The sequence below is a fragment of the Pseudomonas sp. GW822-FHT02G04 genome, from assembly GCF_058802085.1.
On sequence record NZ_JBXANU010000008.1, the window covers coordinates 34548 to 54315 of the forward strand.

General features: G+C 59.0%; 17 protein-coding genes. 14 read left to right on the forward strand and 3 right to left on the reverse strand.

The window, feature by feature from the left end; genetic code table 11:
- Positions 1-73 precede the first annotated feature (73 nt).
- From AC1RO5_RS12955 to AC1RO5_RS13005, 11 genes are all read left to right on the forward strand, one after another.
- A complete protein-coding gene (locus AC1RO5_RS12955; RefSeq protein WP_493175292.1) occupies positions 74-2851 on the forward strand; it encodes an LPS-assembly protein LptD in 2778 nt (925 codons plus the stop codon).
- Positions 2832-4148 carry a peptidylprolyl isomerase SurA gene (surA, locus tag AC1RO5_RS12960; RefSeq protein ID WP_493175293.1) on the forward strand — a complete coding sequence of 439 codons (1317 nt, stop codon included), beginning with the start codon at positions 2832-2834 and terminating at the stop codon, positions 4146-4148. The genes AC1RO5_RS12955 and surA overlap by 20 nt, the downstream gene beginning before the upstream one ends.
- On the forward strand, positions 4145-5134 hold the full coding sequence (gene pdxA / locus AC1RO5_RS12965; protein ID WP_493175295.1) for a 4-hydroxythreonine-4-phosphate dehydrogenase PdxA: 990 nt from the start codon (positions 4145-4147) through the stop codon (positions 5132-5134). Before surA ends, pdxA begins: the two co-directional genes overlap by 4 nt.
- The gene (gene rsmA, locus AC1RO5_RS12970) at positions 5131-5949 is read left to right on the forward strand and encodes a 16S rRNA (adenine(1518)-N(6)/adenine(1519)-N(6))-dimethyltransferase RsmA (RefSeq protein ID WP_007936568.1); all 819 of its coding nucleotides are present in this window, start codon (positions 5131-5133) and stop codon (positions 5947-5949) included. The genes pdxA and rsmA overlap by 4 nt, the downstream gene beginning before the upstream one ends.
- A gap of 115 nt (positions 5950-6064) precedes the next feature.
- Complete coding sequence (gene apaG / locus AC1RO5_RS12975) at positions 6065-6445, forward strand: Co2+/Mg2+ efflux protein ApaG (RefSeq protein ID WP_493175297.1); 381 nt, start codon at positions 6065-6067, stop codon at positions 6443-6445.
- Positions 6445-7326, forward strand: coding sequence for a symmetrical bis(5'-nucleosyl)-tetraphosphatase (locus AC1RO5_RS12980; protein ID WP_493175299.1), 882 nt, complete (start codon positions 6445-6447; stop codon positions 7324-7326). Before apaG ends, AC1RO5_RS12980 begins: the two co-directional genes overlap by 1 nt.
- A 33-nt stretch (positions 7327-7359) precedes the next feature.
- Positions 7360-7689, forward strand: coding sequence for a thiosulfate sulfurtransferase GlpE (glpE, locus tag AC1RO5_RS12985; RefSeq protein WP_493175301.1), 330 nt, complete (start codon positions 7360-7362; stop codon positions 7687-7689).
- Positions 7690-7985: 296 nt separating this feature from the next.
- On the forward strand, positions 7986-9908 hold the full coding sequence (locus AC1RO5_RS12990) for a PrkA family serine protein kinase (RefSeq protein WP_007904259.1): 1923 nt from the start codon (positions 7986-7988) through the stop codon (positions 9906-9908).
- Between the two features lie 204 nt (positions 9909-10112).
- Positions 10113-11384, forward strand: a complete 1272-nt coding sequence (locus AC1RO5_RS12995) for a YeaH/YhbH family protein (protein WP_007936560.1) — start codon at positions 10113-10115, stop codon at positions 11382-11384.
- Positions 11381-12943: a SpoVR family protein gene (locus AC1RO5_RS13000; protein WP_493175303.1), complete on the forward strand. Its 1563-nt coding sequence runs from the start codon at positions 11381-11383 to the stop codon at positions 12941-12943. The genes AC1RO5_RS12995 and AC1RO5_RS13000 overlap by 4 nt, the downstream gene beginning before the upstream one ends.
- Before the next feature lie 63 nt (positions 12944-13006).
- On the forward strand, positions 13007-14230 hold the full coding sequence (locus AC1RO5_RS13005) for a multifunctional CCA addition/repair protein (protein ID WP_493175307.1): 1224 nt from the start codon (positions 13007-13009) through the stop codon (positions 14228-14230).
- 115 nt (positions 14231-14345) lie between these two features.
- On the opposite strand, the gene folK is transcribed toward AC1RO5_RS13005, so the two are convergent.
- A complete protein-coding gene (gene folK / locus AC1RO5_RS13010) occupies positions 14346-14864 on the reverse strand; it encodes a 2-amino-4-hydroxy-6-hydroxymethyldihydropteridine diphosphokinase (RefSeq protein WP_477748475.1) in 519 nt (172 codons plus the stop codon).
- Entirely contained in the window at positions 14855-15208 is a 354-nt protein-coding gene (folB, locus tag AC1RO5_RS13015; protein WP_019650332.1) for a dihydroneopterin aldolase, read from the reverse strand. The genes folK and folB overlap by 10 nt, the downstream gene beginning before the upstream one ends.
- A 74-nt stretch (positions 15209-15282) precedes the next feature.
- Between folB and plsY the strand changes: the two genes are divergently transcribed.
- Positions 15283-15852, forward strand: coding sequence for a glycerol-3-phosphate 1-O-acyltransferase PlsY (gene plsY / locus AC1RO5_RS13020; RefSeq protein WP_493175310.1), 570 nt, complete (start codon positions 15283-15285; stop codon positions 15850-15852).
- A 23-nt stretch (positions 15853-15875) separates the two neighbouring features.
- On the opposite strand, the gene tsaD is transcribed toward plsY, so the two are convergent.
- Positions 15876-16901 (reverse strand): tRNA (adenosine(37)-N6)-threonylcarbamoyltransferase complex transferase subunit TsaD, encoded by a 1026-nt coding sequence (gene tsaD / locus AC1RO5_RS13025; RefSeq protein WP_493175312.1) that lies wholly within the window; start codon positions 16899-16901, stop codon positions 15876-15878.
- 199 nt (positions 16902-17100) lie between these two features.
- Here tsaD and rpsU point away from each other — a divergent pair, with 199 nt between their 5' ends.
- Positions 17101-17316 (forward strand): 30S ribosomal protein S21, encoded by a 216-nt coding sequence (gene rpsU, locus AC1RO5_RS13030; RefSeq protein ID WP_002551877.1) that lies wholly within the window; start codon positions 17101-17103, stop codon positions 17314-17316.
- A 482-nt stretch (positions 17317-17798) separates the two neighbouring features.
- Complete coding sequence (gene dnaG, locus AC1RO5_RS13035) at positions 17799-19766, forward strand: DNA primase (RefSeq protein WP_493175313.1); 1968 nt, start codon at positions 17799-17801, stop codon at positions 19764-19766.
- Positions 19767-19768 lie beyond the last annotated feature (2 nt).

Consider the following 19768-nt stretch of genomic DNA (forward strand, 5'->3'; position numbering starts at 1 on the left):
CTTTTTCAGACCATCGAGAGGCGTGCGGCCCACACCGCGGGCAGATGGCACGCAGGAAGCCCGGACTAATAAGATGGCATTGAAATCCCCCGCGTTTCGTAAAAAATTTCCGTTGTTGGTTACCGGCAGTCTGCTGGCCCTGCAACCCCTGGCCACGTCGTTCGTGGTCGCCGCGGAACAGTATGACTGCTCAGTCTCTGCTTCGGGTGCCTGGGACTGTGCGCCAAAGGCGCCGGCCGCTGCATTGCCGCCGCGTCCCGTCCATGAAGGCAGCGCAGTTTCCGCCACTGGCGAAACCCCGGCAGGCACCGCCTCCAGCGAAGACACCGGCGCCAAGCCTGTGCTTGTTACCGAGTCCAAGGGCCGCGGCCTGAAGTCGCGTAGTGAAGACTACAGCCACCTCGACTGGGTTCCGCGCGAGAAGCTCACTGCAGCGCAATTGGCTGAAACCGGTCCTTACTGCTCTGGTTCCTATATCGAACCGATTCGTCCTGGCATGAATGACAAGACGAATAAAAGTGACGCACCGACCTTTATCGGCGCCAAGGCCTCCCGCTATAAGCAGGAAGAGCAAGTCGCGACCCTGGCCGGTGACGTGGTCATGCGTCAGGGCAGCATGCAGGTCGAAGCCGACGAAGCAAACCTGTACCAGGCCGAAAGCCGTGGCGAACTGGCCGGCAACGTGCGCATCCGCGACAATGGCGCACTGATCGTCGGCGACCACGCCGACGTGCAGCTCGACACCGGTGAAGCCAAGGTCGACAACGCCGAATACGTGATGCACAAGTCGCGCATCCGCGGTAACGCGCTGTACGCCAAACGTGCCGAGAACGCGATCATCCGTCTCAAGGACGGTACGTACACCACGTGCGAACCGAACAGCAATGCCTGGCAGCTCAAGGGCAACAACATCACCTTGAACCCGGCCACCGGTTTCGGTACCGCGACCAACGTGACGCTGCGGGTCAAGGACATTCCGGTTCTGTACACGCCGTACATCTATTTCCCGATCGATGACCGTCGCCAGTCCGGCTTCCTGCCGCCGACCATCGGCACCGGCAGCGATACCGGCTTCATGCTGGTCACCCCGTACTACTTCAACCTGGCGCCGAACTACGACGCCACGTTGTACCCGCGCTACATGAGCAAGCGCGGCCTGTTGATGGAAGGCGAATTCCGTTACCTGACCAAGTCCAGCGAAGGTCAGTTCGGCGCCGCGTACCTCAACGACGAAGATACTGAGCGCAGCAAGCAGACCGACTACGAAAAAACCCGCTACATGTACAACTGGCAGCACAAGGGTGGCCTCGACTCGCGCGTCTTGACGCAGGTTGACTACACCAAGATCAGCGATCCGTATTACTTCCAGGATCTGCAGACTGACCAGATTGGCGTGAAAAGCTCTGACTACGTGAACCAGCAGGGCTCTGTCACCTATCGTGGCGACAGCTACACCGCTCGCTTGAACGCCCAGGCTTATCAGCTGGCGACCGTTTCGAACATCACGCCGTATGATCGTTTGCCGCAGATCACCTTTAATGGTCAGCTGCCGTATCATCCGGAAGGTTTGAACTTCGACTACGAGACGGAAATCGTTCGCTTTGACCGGGATCTCAAAAATGGCAACTTCGTTCAGGAAGATGGCATTACCACCGAACCTCGACTGGACACCAACATTGTTGGTTTGGCCCGCGCCAACGGTAACCGCCTCAATCTGAAGCCAGGCGTCAGCCTACCGCTGAACTGGACCTATGGTTTCCTGAAGCCGTCGCTCAAGTATCAATACACCCAGTATGATCTTGATCTTGATCAGCAAGGCAAAAACACCCTGCTGGCGGATGAGACCTACAACCGCAATCAGAACCGCGGCGTGCCAATCGCCAGCGTCGACAGCGGCCTGTATTTCGATCGCAACACCACCTGGTTCGGCAAAAACTATCGCCAGACCCTCGAACCGCGCCTGTTCTATCTCTATGTACCCGAGAAAGACCAGACAGACATCCCGGTCTTCGACACCAGCGAATACACCTTCAACTACGCGTCGCTTTTCCGTGACAACCGCTTCTCCGGCTCCGACCGCGTCGGCGACGAGAACAAGCTGTCCCTGGGCGTTACGAACCGCTGGATCGAAGACAACGGCTTCGAACGCCAACGCATCAGTATCGGCCAGGCCTTGTACTTCAAGGACCGTAAAGTCCAACTGCCAGGTATCGCTTTCAATGATCGTGATGATGCCAAGGCCAACGTTTCACCGTATGCACTGGAATACGAATACCGCTGGAACCGCGATTGGCGCACCACTGCAGACTACAACTGGGACCCGGACAGCCACAGCCCTCGCTCGGGCAGCGCGATGTTCCACTACCAGCCTGAAGACAACCCGAACAAGGTCATCAACGCCGGTTATCGCTATCGCAATGACCAGGTCCGTTATGACCAGAACACCGGTAAATGGTCGGTGGGCGGCGGTGATTACGGCACTCCGGGCCAACCTGGCTACGTGAAGGACTACTACAAGATCAAACAGCACGACTTCTCGGTGATCTGGCCGATCGTGCCGCAGTGGAACGCCATCAGCCGCTGGCAGTATGACTACAACCGCAACCGTACCCTGGAAGCCTTCGGTGGTTTCGAGTACGACAACTGCTGCTGGAAACTACGCCTGATCAACCGTTACTGGGTTTCCTATGACGAATTCAGTCAGGAAGCTCCACAAAACGAAAAAGGCGACCACGGCGTCTTCCTCCAAATTGTTCTGAAGGGACTCGGCGGCCTCACCGGCGCCAAAGTAGAGAGTTTCCTCGACAAAGGCATCCAAGGTTATCGTGAACGTGAAGACCAAGCTTTCTGATTGTCTGCGCCCGCTGATGCTGGGCGCGCTGTTCCTGGGTACCGCGGCCAACGCCGCGGTACAGTCCATCGATAAAGTGGTGGCCATCGTCGACAATGACGTGGTCATGCAGAGCCAACTGGACCGGCGCGTTCACGAAGTTCAGCAAACCATCGCCAAGCGCGGTGCTGCCGTACCGCCTGCCGGCGTACTGGATCAGCAGGTGCTCGAGCGTCTGATCGTCGAAAACCTGCAATTGCAGATCGGCGAGCGCTCCGGCATCCGCATTACCGATGAAGAACTGAACCAGGCTGTCGGCACTATTGCCCAGCGCAACAACATGTCGATCGAACAATTCCGCGCCGCTTTGGCTCGCGACGGCCTGTCTTATGACGACGCCCGTGACCAGATCCGCCGCGAAATGATCATCAGCCGTGTGCGTCAGCGCCGTGTGGCGGAACGCATCCAGGTGTCCGAGCAGGAAGTGAAGAACTTCCTGGCGTCCGACCTGGGCAAGATGCAACTGTCCGAAGAGTTCCGTCTGGCCAACATCCTGATTCCTACGCCGGAAAGCGCCAACTCCGACGCAATTCAGAATGCGGCCAAACAAGCCGACGCGGTTTACCAACAGCTCAAGCAAGGCGCTGACTTCGGTCAGTTGGCAATCGCCAAATCCGCCAGCGAAACCGCACTGGAAGGCGGCGACATGGGCTGGCGTAAAGCCGCTCAACTGCCTCCTCCGTTCGATCGCCTGCTGGGCAGCATGGCCGTTGGCGACGTGACCCAGCCAATGCGCACCCCGGGCGGCTTCATTATCCTGAAGATCCTCGACAAGCGTGGCGGCGAAGCCCAGGTACGTGACGAAGTACACGTGCGGCACATCCTGGTCAAACCGAGTCCGATCCGCGACGAAGAAAAAACCAAGGCCCTGGCTCAATCGCTCTACAGCCGTATTGAAGCGGGCGAAGATTTCGGCGAACTGGCGAAAAGCTTCTCGGAAGATCCGGGTTCCGCCCTCAACGGTGGCGACCTGAACTGGATCGACCCGAACGCGCTGGTGTCTGAATTCCGCGAAGTGATGGCCAAGACCCCGCAAGGTCAGCTGTCCAAGCCGTTCAAGACCCAATATGGCTGGCACGTACTGGAAGTCCTTGGCCGCCGCGCCACCGACAGCACCACCCAGGCCCGTGAGCAGCAAGCGATGACCGTACTGCGTAACCGCAAATACGACGAAGAGCTGCAAACCTGGCTGCGTCAGATCCGTGACGAAGCGTACGTAGAAATCAAACTCCCTGGTGCAGACCAGGCAGCGCAGTGAAACCCAAGCGTTTCGCGCTGACCCCCGGCGAACCAGCCGGCATAGGTCCCGACCTGTGCCTGCTGCTCGCCTCGCAAGCCCAGCCACATCCCTTGATTGCCATCACCAGCCGCGACCTGCTCATCGAGCGGGCCGCGCAGCTGGGCGTGGTTGTCGATCTGCTGCCGGTCACACCGGACAGTTGGCCGGATGTTCCTGCACCGGCCAACAGCCTGTATGTGTGGGATACGCCTCTCAACGCCAAGGTCACCGCCGGGCAACTGGACAAGGCCAATGCGGCCTTCGTTCTGGAAACCCTGACCCGCGCCGGGCAAGGCTGCCTTGACGGGCATTTCGCCGGCATGATCACCGCCCCGGTGCACAAGGGCGTGATCAATGAATCCGGGATCGCCTTTTCCGGGCACACGGAATTTCTCGCTGACCTGACCCACACCGCACAAGTGGTGATGATGCTCGCCACCCGCGGCTTGCGCGTGGCGCTGGTCACCACTCACCTGCCCCTTCGCGAGATTGCCGACGCAATCACGCCGGAGCGGCTGGAGCGGGTCACACGGATTCTGCACACCGACCTGAAAGAAAAGTTCGGCATCGCCCAGCCACGCATCCTGGTTTGCGGGCTTAACCCGCACGCCGGCGAAGGCGGTCATCTGGGCCATGAAGAAATCGACATCATCGAACCTACATTAGAGCGCCTGCGCGGCGAGGGCATGGACCTTCGCGGCCCCCTGCCCGCCGACACTCTGTTTACCCCCAAATATCTGGAGCACTGCGACGCGGTGCTGGCGATGTACCACGACCAGGGCTTGCCCGTGCTGAAATACAAAGGCTTCGGCGCGGCAGTCAACGTGACCCTCGGCTTGCCGATCATCCGCACGTCGGTCGACCACGGCACCGCCCTGGACCTGGCTGGCAGCGGCAACATCGACACCGGCAGCCTGCAAGTCGCCCTGGAAACCGCCTACCAGATGGCCGAGACCCGTTTATGACCGAGCATTACCAACACCGGGCGCGCAAGCGCTTCGGCCAGAACTTCCTGCACGATGCCGGCGTTATCGACCGCATCCTGCGCTCCATTCACGCCAAACCTGAAGACCGCCTGCTGGAAATCGGTCCGGGCCAGGGTGCATTGACCGCAGGCCTGCTCAACAGCGGCGCCCAACTGGACGTCGTGGAGCTGGACAAGGACCTGATCCCGATCCTCAACCAGCAGTTCGCCGGCAAGAGCAACTTCAACCTGCATCAGGGCGACGCGTTGAAGTTTGACTTCAACAGCCTTAACGCCGCGCCAAACAGCCTGCGAGTGGTCGGCAACCTGCCGTACAACATCTCTACACCGCTGATTTTTCACCTGCTGCACAACGCCAGCCTGATTCGCGACATGCACTTCATGCTGCAAAAGGAAGTGGTCGAGCGTCTGGCGGCAGGGCCTGGTGGTGGTGACTGGGGTCGGCTGTCGATCATGGTTCAGTACCATTGCCGGGTCGAGCATCTGTTCAACGTCGGCCCGGGCGCGTTCAATCCTCCGCCGAAAGTCGACTCCGCGATCGTACGCCTGGTGCCCCACGCGGTGCTGCCGCACCCGGCCAAGGATCATCGCCTGCTGGAGCGCGTCGTGCGCGAAGCTTTCAACCAGCGCCGCAAGACCCTGCGCAACACACTGAAACTGTTGCTGAGCAACGCTGAAATCGAAGCCGCCGGCGTCGATGGCAGCCTGCGTCCCGAGCAGCTCGACCTGGCCGCTTTCGTACGCCTGGCCGACAAGCTCAGCGAACAAGTTCTACAAAAGCCTGCCACCGACTGACAGGCGATGAGCGCTATCGGGTAGGACGCCACTCTGGTTTACTACCCGATACTTGGCCTAGACTGAGTTCTATCAGCTACGCCCCGCGTTCCGCTTCGTTTCTAAGGCCTTTTGCATGTCCGATCCTCGTTATCAGGTCGACGTCAGCGTCGTCACCCGCTATCTGGCAGAACAATCGCAACCCGAGCACAACCGCTTTGCCTTCGCCTACACCATCACCGTGCAGAACAATGGCCTGCTACCCGCCAGACTGCTTTCACGGCATTGGGTGATCACCGACGGTGACGGTCATGTCGAGGAGGTTCGCGGCGCGGGCGTCGTCGGCCAACAGCCGTTGATCGACGTGGGCAATAGCCACACTTACAGCAGCGGCACCGTCATGACATCCAAGGTCGGCACGATGCAGGGCACCTACCAGATGCTCGCCGAAGACGGTAAGCACTTCGACGCCATCATCGCGCCGTTCCGCCTGGCGGTACCCGGAGCGTTGCACTAATGGCGACGTATGCCGTCGGTGATGTGCAGGGTTGCCTTGAACCGCTCAAGTGCCTGCTCAAGCAAGTGGCCTTCGACCCTGCCCGGGACCGTTTGTGGCTGGTGGGTGACCTCATCAACCGTGGCCCACAGTCGCTGGAAACCTTGCGCTTCCTCTATAGCATCCGTGAGTCGCTGGTGTGCGTACTCGGCAACCATGACCTGCACTTGCTGGCGGCCGGGCACAACATCGAGCGCCTGAAGAAAGCCGACACCCTGTGTGAGATTCTTGAAGCACCCGATCGCGCAGAACTGCTGGAGTGGGTTCGTCAACAAAAGCTCATGCACTACGACGAACAGCGCGATATCGCCCTGGTCCATGCCGGCATCCCACCACAATGGTCGCTGCGCAAAGCCTTGAAATGCGCCGCCGAAGTCGAAGAAGCCCTGCGCGATGACAACCGCTTCGCGCCCTACCTTGACGGCATGTACGGCAACGAGCCGGTGAAATGGGACAACGACCTCAAAGGCGCGGCCCGCCTGCGAGTCATCACCAACTATTTCACCCGGATGCGTTTCTGCACCAGCGACGGCAAACTCGACCTCAAGGGCAAGGAAGGCATCGACACCGCACCGCCGGGTTATGCGCCATGGTTTGCGCACAAAGAACGCAAGACCAAAGGCCTGAAGATTATCTTCGGCCATTGGGCGGCGCTCGAAGGCCAGTGCAACGAACCGGGGCTCTTTGCCCTCGATACCGGTTGTGTCTGGGGTGGCGCCATGACCCTGATGAACGTCGACACCTTCGAGCGCCTGCGATGTAAATGCGACGCCCATGGCCACGTTCGACCGGCAGTCGCCACCTCTATTCCCGAACAAACGTCAGCCAGCGCCCCGCGCTAGACTGCGCTTTCAGCCGAGCCACAGGAGCCCGCCATGAGCGAATTCAAACGTATCCCCCCAGAACAGGCCCAAGCCCTGCGCGAACAAGGCGCGGTGGTAGTCGATGTCCGCGACCCGGCAACGTTTGCCGCGCTGCACATCAAAGGCTCGAAGCATCTGGATAACCATTCTCTGCATGCTTTCATTCAGGGCGCCGATCTGGATGCGCCGACGGTAGTGGTTTGCTACCACGGAAATTCCAGCCAGGGCGCAGCTGCTTATCTGATCAGCCAGGGCTTTTCCGACGTCTACAGCATGGACGGCGGTTTTGAACTGTGGCGTACGACCTATCCTTCGGAAACGGCGCAAAGCACTTCCGAATAATTATTTTGTAATGCGCAAGCCCCGGCCCCCGTGGGCTCGCGCGATTACAGACGAACGGTCTGCCACAACTAATTACGTATCTTGCCTTTACCTCCCGAATTCCCAACTATCCTTAAGCGCAGGCCATCCAAAACAGGGGAGAGCCGGTACACCGGCGCACGGGTCATCGGGAGTAGCTTTCGGAGTAGTCAGCTCCGGAAGAGTTCTGGGGGGTAAACAGCAACTGCCTGTTCGGTTGCTGCCAGCATCGACTGAGTGATCCGGCGTCGGCTCCACGTATCGAGCGAGGTGACGTCATGAGTATCTTTAGCCACTTCCAACAACGCTTCGAGTCCACGCGCCAGGAAGAACTCTCGCTGCAAGAGTATCTGGAACTGTGCAAAAAGGACCGCAGCGCCTACGTTTCCGCGGCCGAGCGTCTCTTGCTGGCCATCGGTGAACCGGAACTGCTCGACACCTCAACCAACTCGAGGCTGTCGCGCATCTTTTCCAACAAGGTGATCCGCCGCTATCCGGCCTTTGAAGACTTCCACGGGATGGAAGAATGCATCGACCAGATCGTGTCGTATTTCCGCCATGCCGCTCAGGGTCTGGAAGAAAAGAAACAGATCCTCTACCTGCTTGGCCCAGTCGGTGGCGGTAAGTCATCTTTAGCCGAAAAGCTCAAACAGCTGATCGAGAAAGTGCCCTTTTACGCAATCAAGGGCTCGCCGGTTTTCGAGTCACCTCTGGGTCTGTTCAACGCCACTGAAGATGGCGCGATCCTCGAGGAAGACTTCGGCATTCCCCGGCGCTACCTCAACACCATCATGTCGCCATGGGCCACCAAGCGCCTGGCCGAATTCGGCGGCGACATCAGCCAGTTCCGCGTGGTGAAACTCTATCCATCGATCCTCAACCAGATTGCAGTTGCGAAAACCGAGCCGGGCGATGAAAACAACCAGGACATCTCGGCACTGGTGGGCAAGGTCGATATTCGCAAACTGGAAGAGTTCCCGCAGAACGACGCCGATGCCTACAGCTATTCGGGCGCGCTGTGCCGGGCCAACCAGGGCCTGATGGAATTCGTCGAAATGTTCAAGGCACCGATCAAGGTGCTGCACCCATTGCTGACGGCCACCCAGGAAGGCAACTACAACAGTACCGAAGGCCTGGGGGCTATTCCGTTCACCGGGATCCTGCTGGCCCACTCCAACGAATCGGAATGGCACACCTTCCGGAACAACAAGAACAACGAAGCCTTCATCGACCGGATCTATATCGTCAAAGTGCCGTACTGCCTGCGTGTCAGCGACGAGGTGAAGATCTACGACAAGCTGCTGTTCAACAGCTCGCTGGCCAAGGCCCATTGCGCGCCCGACACCCTGAAAATGCTCGCTCAGTTCACCGTGCTCTCGCGCCTTAAAGAGCCGGAAAACTCCAACATCTACTCCAAGATGCGCGTGTATGACGGCGAAAACCTCAAGGACACCGATCCGAAGGCCAAGTCGATACAGGAATACCGCGACGCAGCGGGTGTCGACGAAGGCATGAACGGTCTGTCGACCCGCTTCGCCTTCAAGATCCTGTCGAAGGTCTTCAACTTCGACCCGCACGAAATCGCCGCCAACCCGGTGCATCTGCTCTACGTGCTGGAGCAGCAGATCGAACAGGAACAATTCCAGGCAGAGACCCGCGAACGCTATCTGCGCTTCCTGAAAGAGTACCTGGCGCCGCGTTATATCGAATTCATCGGCAAGGAGATCCAGACTGCCTACCTCGAGTCTTACAGCGAGTACGGCCAGAACATCTTCGATCGCTACGTGCTGTACGCCGACTTCTGGATTCAGGATCAGGAATACCGCGATCCGGAAACCGGCGAGATCCTCAACCGTGTAGCCCTGAACGAAGAACTGGAGAAAATCGAGAAACCGGCCGGCATCAGCAATCCGAAGGATTTCCGCAACGAAATCGTCAACTTCGTACTGCGCGCCCGTGCCAACAACAACGGCAAGAACCCAACCTGGCTCAGCTACGAAAAACTGCGGGTGGTCATCGAGAAGAAAATGTTCTCCAACACCGAAGACCTGCTGCCGGTCATCAGCTTCAACGCCAAGGCCAGCAAAGAAGACCAGCAGAAACACAACGACTTCGTCACACGGATGGTCGAGCGGGGCTACACCGACAAACAGGTACGACTGCTGTCCGAGTGGTATCTGCGGGTCAGAAAATCACAGTAACCCGCTGCCGGTCAGACCGGTTGTCGTTAGCCAGAGGCCTGTGTACGTTTTTTCTGTTACACAGACCTCTGGGAGGTGTTCGAAAGTCGGTAACGAGGTTCAGGCAGCATCCAGAAGCGCTTGGGGGAGCGTGAACATCCCTCGGCACAGTGTCGATGCTGCGTAACCGCTCGCCCCTTTCAGGACAGCTTCTAAGGAGCAGTCATGAGCTATGTGATCGACCGACGTCTCAATGGCAAGAACAAGAGCACGGTAAACCGTCAGCGGTTTCTGCGGCGCTACCGTGATCACATCAAAAAGGCCGTCGAAGAGGCGGTTGGCCGGCGTTCCATTACCGATATGGAACACGGCGAGCAAATCAGCATTCCCGGCCGCGACATCGACGAGCCGGTGCTTCACCACGGACGGGGCGGCAAGCAGACCATCGTGCACCCGGGCAACAAGGAGTTCACCAGCGGCGAGCACATTGCCCGTCCACCCGGTGGTGGTGGCGGCAGAGGCCCCGGCAAGGCCGGTAACTCGGGTGAAGGGATGGACGAATTCGTCTTCCAGATCACCCAGGAAGAATTCCTCGAATTCATGTTCGAGGACCTTGAACTGCCTAACCTGGTCAAACGTCACCTGACTGGCACCGACACCTTCAAGACCGTACGCGCGGGCATCAGCAACGAGGGCAACCCGTCACGGATCAACATTATCCGCACGCTGCGTTCGGCCCATGCCCGGCGAATCGCCCTGTCCGGCAGCAGCCGGGCAAAACTGCGCGAAGTCAAAGAGGAGCTGGCGCGGCTTAAACGGGAGGAACCGGACAACTTTGGCGACATTCAGGAGCTTGAAGCGGAAATCGAGAAACTCAGCGCGCGCATTCATCGAGTGCCGTTTCTCGACACCTTCGACCTCAAGTACAACCTGCTCATCAAGCAGCCGAACCCCAGCTCCAAAGCAGTGATGTTCTGCCTGATGGACGTGTCCGGCTCCATGACCCAGGCGACCAAGGACATCGCCAAACGCTTCTTCATCCTGCTGTACCTGTTCCTCAAGCGGAACTACGACAAAATCGACGTCGTGTTCATCCGCCACCACACCAGTGCCCGCGAAGTGGATGAGGAGGAGTTTTTCTACTCCCGGGAAACGGGCGGCACCATCGTCTCCAGTGCCCTGAAACTGATGCAGGAGATCATGGCCGAGCGTTATCCGAGCAATGAGTGGAATATCTATGCTGCCCAGGCGTCCGACGGTGACAACTGGAACGATGACTCGCCGATCTGCCGCGACATCCTGATCAACCAGATCATGCCGTTCGTGCAGTACTACACTTATGTAGAGATTACCCCGCGCGAACACCAGGCCCTGTGGTTCGAGTACGAACGCATCGCCGAAGCCTTCTCTGACACTTTTGCCCAGCAGCAACTGGTCTCGGCCGGGGATATCTATCCGGTCTTCCGTGAACTCTTCCAGCGCAGGTTAGTGACATGACCGCCAAAGAGCAGAAGCGCCAACCCATTTCCACCGGCTCTGAATGGACGTTCGAGCTGATCCAGGCCTACGACCGCGAAATCAGTCGTCTCGCGGCCCGCTATGCGCTCGATACCTACCCCAACCAGATCGAAGTGATCACCGCCGAACAGATGATGGACGCCTACGCCTCTGTGGGCATGCCTTTGGGTTATCACCATTGGTCCTATGGCAAACACTTCCTAAGTACCGAAAAATCCTACAGCCGCGGCCAGATGGGGCTGGCCTACGAGATTGTGATCAACTCGGACCCTTGCATCGCCTATCTGATGGAAGAAAACACCATCTGCATGCAGGCCCTGGTGGTGGCTCACGCCTGCTATGGCCATAACAGCTTCTTCAAGGGTAATTACCTGTTCCGCACCTGGACCGACGCCAGCTCGATCATCGATTACCTGGTGTTCGCCAAGCAGTACATCATGCAGTGCGAAGAACGCCACGGTATCGACGCAGTAGAGGACTTACTCGATTCCTGCCACGCGCTGATGAATTACGGGGTCGACCGTTACAAACGCCCTTATCCGATTTCCGCCGAAGAAGAACGCCGTCGGCAGAAAGATCGGGAAGAACATCTGCAAAAGCAGATCAACGATTTGTGGCGGACCATTCCAAAAGGCGCGGACAAGTTCAGCGACAAGGACAACGCGCGCTTCCCCGCCGAGCCTCAGGAAAACATCCTGTATTTCATCGAAAAACACGCCCCGCTGCTGGAGCCATGGCAACGTGAAATCGTGCGGATTGTGCGCAAGATCGCCCAGTATTTTTATCCACAGCGCCAGACCCAGGTGATGAACGAAGGCTGGGCCACCTTCTGGCACTACACCTTGATGAACGACTTGTATGACGAAGGCCTGGTCACCGATGGTTTCATGATGGAGTTCCTGACGTCCCATACCAGCGTGGTCTTTCAGCCGGGCTTCGACAGCCCCTACTACAGCGGAATTAACCCCTACACCCTCGGTTTTGCCATGTATCGCGATATCCGGCGGATATGCGAACAGCCTACCGAAGAAGACTACCGCTGGTTCCCGGAAATCGCCGGCACCGACTGGCTGTCCAGCATCAAATTCGCCATGAGCAGCTTCAAGGACGAGAGCTTCATCCTGCAGTACCTGTCACCCAAGGTAATCCGCGACCTGAAGCTGTTCAGCATTCTCGATGACGATCAGAAGGACGATCTGCTGGTTCCGGCGATCCACGACGAAGAGGGCTATCGAACCATTCGCGAAACCCTGGCGGCGCAATACAATCTGGGCAATCGTGAACCCAACATCCAGATCTACAGCATCGACCGGCGCGGCGACCGCTCACTGACCTTGCGTCACCAGCAGCACGACCGCAAGCCACTGGGCGATTCCACCGAGGAAGTGCTCAAGCACCTGCACCGGCTGTGGGGCTTCGACATTCACCTGGAAACCCTGCAAGGGGATCAGGTGGTGAAAACCCACCATGTTCCACCCAAAAGCGAGCATGGCGAGGGAGACTACGGCCGGCTAGACCTGGCTGTCATTCATCTTTGATCCTGTTTCGGCCTCCGGAAGTTCGACGCAAAGGTTATTCTGTCGGGCTAACGGAGGTTTTTTATGCAGATTTATAAAGTCGGTGGTGCGGTACGCGATCGCCTGCTGGGCAAGCCTGTCACCGATATCGACTGGGTCGTGGTAGGCGCCACCACCGAAGAAATGCTCGCCAAGGGCTTTCGCCCGGTGGGTGCGGATTTTCCGGTGTTCCTTCACCCCAAAAGCGGTGAGGAATACGCCCTCGCCCGCACCGAGCGCAAAAGCGGGCGCGGTTACGGCGGCTTCACCTTTCACGCCAGCCCCGAAGTCACGCTCGAAGAAGACCTGATTCGTCGTGACCTGACGATCAACGCCATGGCCGAAGACGATCAGCAGAACCTGACCGACCCCTACCATGGCCAGCGGGATCTCGAAGCTCGCCTGCTTCGTCACGTTTCCCCCGCATTCGCCGAAGATCCTCTCCGTGTTCTGCGCGTTGCCCGCTTCGCCGCGCGTTATGCGGGACTGGGTTTCACCGTCGCCCCCGAGACACTGGCGCTGATGCGGCAACTCAGCGAATCGGGTGAACTGGAGGCTCTGACCGCGGAACGCAGCTGGAAAGAAATCGCCCGCGCGCTAATGGAAGACCAACCCCAGGTGTTCATCCAGGTGCTGCGCGAGTGCGGTGCGCTCAAAGTGCTGATGCCGGAAGTCGATGCGCTGTTCGGTGTACCGCAACCCGAGGCCCATCACCCGGAAATCGACACAGGCGTGCATACCCTGAGCGTGCTGGAGCAAGCGGCGCTGCACAAACAACCGCTGACCGTGCGCTGGGCCTGTCTGCTGCATGACTTGGGCAAAGGACTGACGCCCGAGGAGGAATGGCCCCGCCACATCGCCCACGAGCACAAAGGTCTGAAGCTGATCAAAGCGGTCAACGAGCGCTTCAAGGCACCGAAGGATTGTCAGGAATTGGCACTGCTGGTGGGCGAGTATCACACCCACGGCCACCGGGCTCTGGAGCTGAAACCGTCGACCTTGCTGGAGTTGCTGCAGAGTTTCGACGTCTATCGTCGACCTCAGCGCTTTGAGGAGTTTATCGCTGCATGCGAGATGGACGCTCGAGGACGCAAAGGCCTGGAGCAGCGAAGTTATCCACAGGCGGATTATTTGCGCGGGGCAGCAACTGCGGCGCGAAGCGTGGCGGTTCAGCCATTGCTAGAGAAGGGATTCAAGGGACCGGAGCTGGGCGAGGCGATCAAGCGCGAGCGGCTCAAGGCGTTGAAGGCTTACAAAGAACAAGCGTAAGCAAGGGCAAAAGATCGCAGCCTGCGGCAGCTCCTACAGGGCCTGGCATACACTCGCGATGTCGCGGGGTGAACCGGTTCGACGTAGGAGCTGCCGAAGGCTGCGATCTTTTGCTTTACAGCATATCGGAGGGGGTCAATTGCTCACCGCGCCACTCAAAAGCCACCGGCGCCAACACCTGATCGATCCGCGCCTCGCTCCACAAGGTCGCAAAGCTTTTGCCTACGCCCGGATGCACTCTGTCCGGCGCAATCAGCGACAACGGCCACAACACGAAGGCATTTTTCAGAATCTCTGCCCTGGGCAAGATCAAGCCATCGAAGTTACCCACCAGGTCGCCGAACAACAACACGTCGATATCCAGCGGCAAGCCCTTGCGGTCCGGCGCGTAGCGGCCGTTATCCGCTTCGATGAATTTCAGCCGTCGATCCAGTTCCATCAGCGGCAGATCGGTATAGGCCGAGACCACAAAGTTGAAAAACGGCCCGCTCTTGATCCCCACCGGCTGGCTTTCGAACACCGCCGAGCAGCGCATATCCACCAGGAAACCCGCCAGGGCGTCCAGGCCAGCCTGCAAATGGGATTCGCGCTCGATATTGCTACCGAGCCCGAGATACACCTGAGTCAGCGACATCCGCGCTCGATCTCCACGCCCACGCCCTTGGCCGCCGGAACGGCACCTGGCTTGGTCAGCCTGAGGTGCATCCAGGTGATCTTGAATTCACTCATCAGCACTTCAGCCAGACGTTCGGCAAACGTCTCGACCAGCTGGAACTGCGCCTGCTCGGCAAAAGCCTGGATGCGTGACGAAACGCTCGCGTAGTCAAGCGCCAGGGTCAGGTCATCACCGGCGGCGGCCGGGCGATTGTCCCAGGCGAAGCTCAGATCAAGTCGCAGACACTGTCGGATGCCTCGTTCCCAGTCGTAGGCACCAATCACGGTGTCGACTTCCAGGCCCTCGATAAACACTCTGTCCAAGCACTTCTCTCCGCTGCACGACAAGGGCGCAATGCGCCGTTAGAATCAGGGCGTCCTCGCCCGGAATAGTTAGCATGTTTTGGTCACTGGCGATTTTCGCCTACCTGCTCGGCTCTCTGTCCTTCGCCATTTTGCTCAGCCGCCTGACCGGTAACCCCGATCCGCGAATGAGTGGCTCGGGCAATGCCGGTGCCACCAACATGTTGCGTCTGGCCGGCAAAAAACTCGCCATCCTGACCTTGCTCGGCGACCTCTGCAAAGGCCTGCTGCCAGTGCTGGTCGCAGGTGCAATGGGCCTTTCACTACAGGAACAAGCCTGGATCGGCGTCGTCGCCGTCATCGGTCATCTGTTCCCACTGTACTTCCGTTTTCGCGGCGGCAAAGGTGTCGCCACCGCGGCCGGCATGCTGCTGGGGCTCTATCCGCCCGCTGCGCTGCTGGCAGTCTGTGCCTGGCTGTTGACGTTCTACCTGACCCGCACCAGCTCACTCGCCGCCCTGATTGCCACACCCCTGACCCTGCCGCTGCTCGCCTGGCAAGAGCCGGCGGCACTGCTGCCCATGAGCGCGCTCACGGGGCTGATCGTCTGGCGTCATCGCGGCAATCTACGCGACCTGTTTGCCGGGCGCGAACGGCATTTTTAAATGCCGCACGTGAGCACCGCTCATCACAGCGCCGACAGCTGCTCCATCGGCCAACGCGCCTGCACGCTGATCGCCAGGCTTTCGTGCTGACCAGCCTGCAAGCGCTGGCAGCCGGCAAACGCAATCATCGCACCGTTGTCGGTGCAGAACTCCGGACGGGCATAAAACACATCGCCCTTCATGTCGCCGAGCATTTTTTCCAGTGACGTGCGCAACGCCTTGTTGGCGCTGACGCCGCCAGCGATCACCAGACGCTTCATGCCGGCCTGTTTCAGGGCACGCTTGCACTTGATGGTCAAAGTCTCCACCACGGCCTGCTGGAACGCCAGCGAGATGTCGCAACGGGCTTGCTCGCCGTCGTCCCCGGCGCTGACGCATTGCTGCCAGGTGTTCAAGGCGAAGGTTTTCAAACCGCTGAAGCTAAACGCCAGGCCCGGACGATCACACATCGGACGCGGGAAGACGAAACGTCCGTCAACGCCTTGCGCCGCCAGACGAGCAATCTCCGGACCGCCCGGATAATTGAGGCCCATCATTTTTGCAGTTTTGTCGAACGCTTCGCCGGCGGCATCGTCGAGGGTCTCGCCCAAGAGCGTGTACTGACCGATCCCGTCGACCTGAACCAGCTGCGTATGACCGCCCGAGACCAACAAAGCGACGAACGGGAACTCCGGCGGTTGCGGTTCCAGCATCGGCGCCAGCAGGTGACCTTCCATGTGGTGCACGCCCAACGCCGGGATACCCCAGGCAAAAGCCAGCGCCTGCGCGCAGGAAGCCCCTACCAGCAGGGCTCCGACCAGGCCGGGACCGGCGGTATAAGCGATGGCGTCGATCTCGGTCGGCACGCAGCCGGCCTCGGCCAGCACCTGACGGATCAAGGGCAGCATGCGTTTGACGTGATCGCGCGAAGCCAGCTCCGGCACCACGCCGCCATAGGCGCGATGCAGGTCGATCTGACTGAACAGCGCATCGGCCAACAACCCGCGTTCACTGTCGTAAAGTGCAACACCGGTTTCGTCGCAGGAGGTTTCTAATCCCAGTACTAGCATGGGTTTGCGCCTTGTAGAGGCTGAATTCGAAGGCGCGCATAATAGTCGTCGCGTGATGCCCCGACCAGCGGTTTTCGATCAGAGGCTTTGCATTCCGAGCGATGAGGGGTTAACATCCGCAACCCTTAAAAACCGACGTCTTCAAGTGCTCTTTTGCCGCGAGGATGTTGACCCCGGTAATGAATGAAGGTAGCTCTGGATGCCAGCCGTCAAAGTTAAAGAGAACGAACCCTTCGACGTAGCTCTGCGTCGTTTCAAGCGCTCCTGCGAAAAAGCCGGTGTACTGGCTGAAGTTCGTAGCCGCGAATTTTACGAGAAGCCTACTTCTGAGCGTAAGCGTAAAGCAGCAGCCGCTGTTAAGCGTCACGCCAAGAAAGTACAGCGCGAACAGCGCCGCGCCGTTCGTCTGTACTAATACGCAGACGATCGTAGCAAGCTTCTGCCAAGCCCGGCCCTCAGCCGGGCTAATGGCATTTGCGGACAACGCTTGATGCTTCACCGTCAAAGCCGCAGACGCGACCGAGACAAACCTGCTTCACAGCGTCAGACCTGGCTCTTTTGCCAGCGGTGCACGTCTTTTCTGACGAGCCTTTCAAGGCTACTGACGAGCACACCCACTGATTCCTCTCACGACGATCAGCCCAAGGCACCTTCTTGCGTGCCCGCTTATGAGCTATCCGAGGCCATTGACTGGCCGTCGCCGGACTCAGCGAAACACTTTCATATAGTCGAATGCTGATCGGTACTAACGTCAGCGGATTTTCGGCAGATACACTTCCTGACAGCGATTACGCAGACGACACCGGTCGAGCCGCACACCCTGCGCGCCTCAAACAATGACCCGCGTTCGGCCGCACTTCGTTTCGGGTCCATTTCAGCGCAGATGACGAGAACGCCATGGCCGGGCTAATTCCCCAGAGCTTCATTGACGACCTTCTGAACCGCACCGACATCGTCGATGTGGTCAGCTCGCGCCTGCAAATGAAAAAGGCCGGCAAGAACTACACTGCCTGCTGCCCGTTTCACAAAGAAAAAACCCCCTCTTTCAGCGTCAGCCCCGACAAACAGTTCTATTACTGCTTCGGCTGCGGCGCTGGCGGTAACGCCCTCGGCTTCATCATGGACCACGACAACCTGGACTTCCCCCAGGCTGTCGAAGAACTGGCCAAAGCCGCCGGCATGGAAATCCCCCGCGAAGAAAGCGGCCGACCGCACAAACCGCGGCAGCCCACCGATTCGCCGCTGTATCCACTGCTCACTGCCGCCGCCGATTTTTACCGTCAGGCCCTGAAAAGCCATCCATCGCGCAAAGCTGCTGTGGATTACTTGAAAGGTCGTGGATTGACCGGCGAAATTGCCCGGGACTTTGGCCTCGGTTTCGCCCCGCCCGGCTGGGACAATCTGTTCAAGCACTTGAGCAGCGACACCCTGCAGCAAAAGGCCATGATCGATGCCGGCCTGCTGGTGGAGAACGCCGAAACCGGCAAGCGCTACGACCGCTTCCGCGATCGCGTGATGTTCCCGATCCGCGACAGCCGCGGGCGCATCATCGCCTTCGGCGGCCGGGTGCTGGGCGACGACAAGCCGAAATACCTGAACTCACCGGAAACCCTGGTTTTTCATAAGGGCCAGGAACTCTATGGCCTTTACGAAGCGCGCAAGAACAACCGCAACCTCGACGAAATCATCGTCGTCGAAGGCTACATGGACGTCATCGCCCTCGCCCAGCAAGGCCTGCGCAATGCTGTGGCGACCCTGGGCACCGCCACCAGCGAAGAGCACTTGAAGCGACTGTTTCGCGTCGTACCCAACGTACTGTTCTGCTTCGACGGCGACCAGGCCGGCCGCAACGCTGCCTGGCGTGCACTGGAAGCGACGTTGCCGAGCTTGCAGGACGGACGGCGCGCACGCTTTCTATTCCTGCCCGAAGGCGAAGACCCGGACACCCTGGTCCGCTCCGAAGGCACTGACGCCTTCCGCGCGCGGATCAATCAGCATGCACAGCCATTGGCCGATTATTTTTTCCAACAGTTGACCGAGGAATCGGACCCGCGCTCGCTTGAAGGCAAGGCCCACATGGCCACTCTCGCCGCGCCACTGATCGACAAGGTTCCGGGCGCCAACCTGCGCATTCTGATGCGCCAGCGCCTGACCGAAATTACCGGGCTCAGCGGTGAAGCCGTGAGCCAACTGGTGCAAAGCGCACCTCAGGAAGCACCACCGGCGTACGACCCGGGCATTGATTACGACGCCATGCCCGATTACAGCGACTACCATCAGCCGCAGGCACAAGAGATGTATGTGCCGCAGCAGGAGTGGACGCCGAAGAAACCGGGCGCCGGCGGCAAAAAATGGGACAAGAAGCCGTGGGACAAGAACGGCAAACGCGGCGGCGATCGCGATCAACCGCGCGCACCACGAGTACCGGCTGCTGTAGAGCCACCCACCCTGGCCGCCTTGCGCACGTTGCTGCATCACCCGCAACTGGCCGAAAAAGTCGAGGATGCCGGGCACTTTGCGGCCGAAGACCACACTAACACGCAACTGCTGGTCGCCCTGCTCGAAGCCGTACAGAAGAATCCCAAGCTAAACTCATTTCAACTGATTGCGCGTTGGCACGGCACTGAACAGGGCCGACTGCTGAAAGCGCTGGCAGAAAAGGAATGGCTGATTGATGGAGACAACCTTGAACAACAGTTTTTCGACACCATTACTAGCTTGTCAGCCCGCCAACGCGAGCGAAATCTGGAACAACTTCTTCGAAAAGCGCGTCAAAGTGAGTTGAGTGCCGAAGAGAAAAATCAACTGCGCGACCTTTTAAGCCGCAATGTTTGCGCATCAAACCCGACCTCAACTGGCGCGTGAGG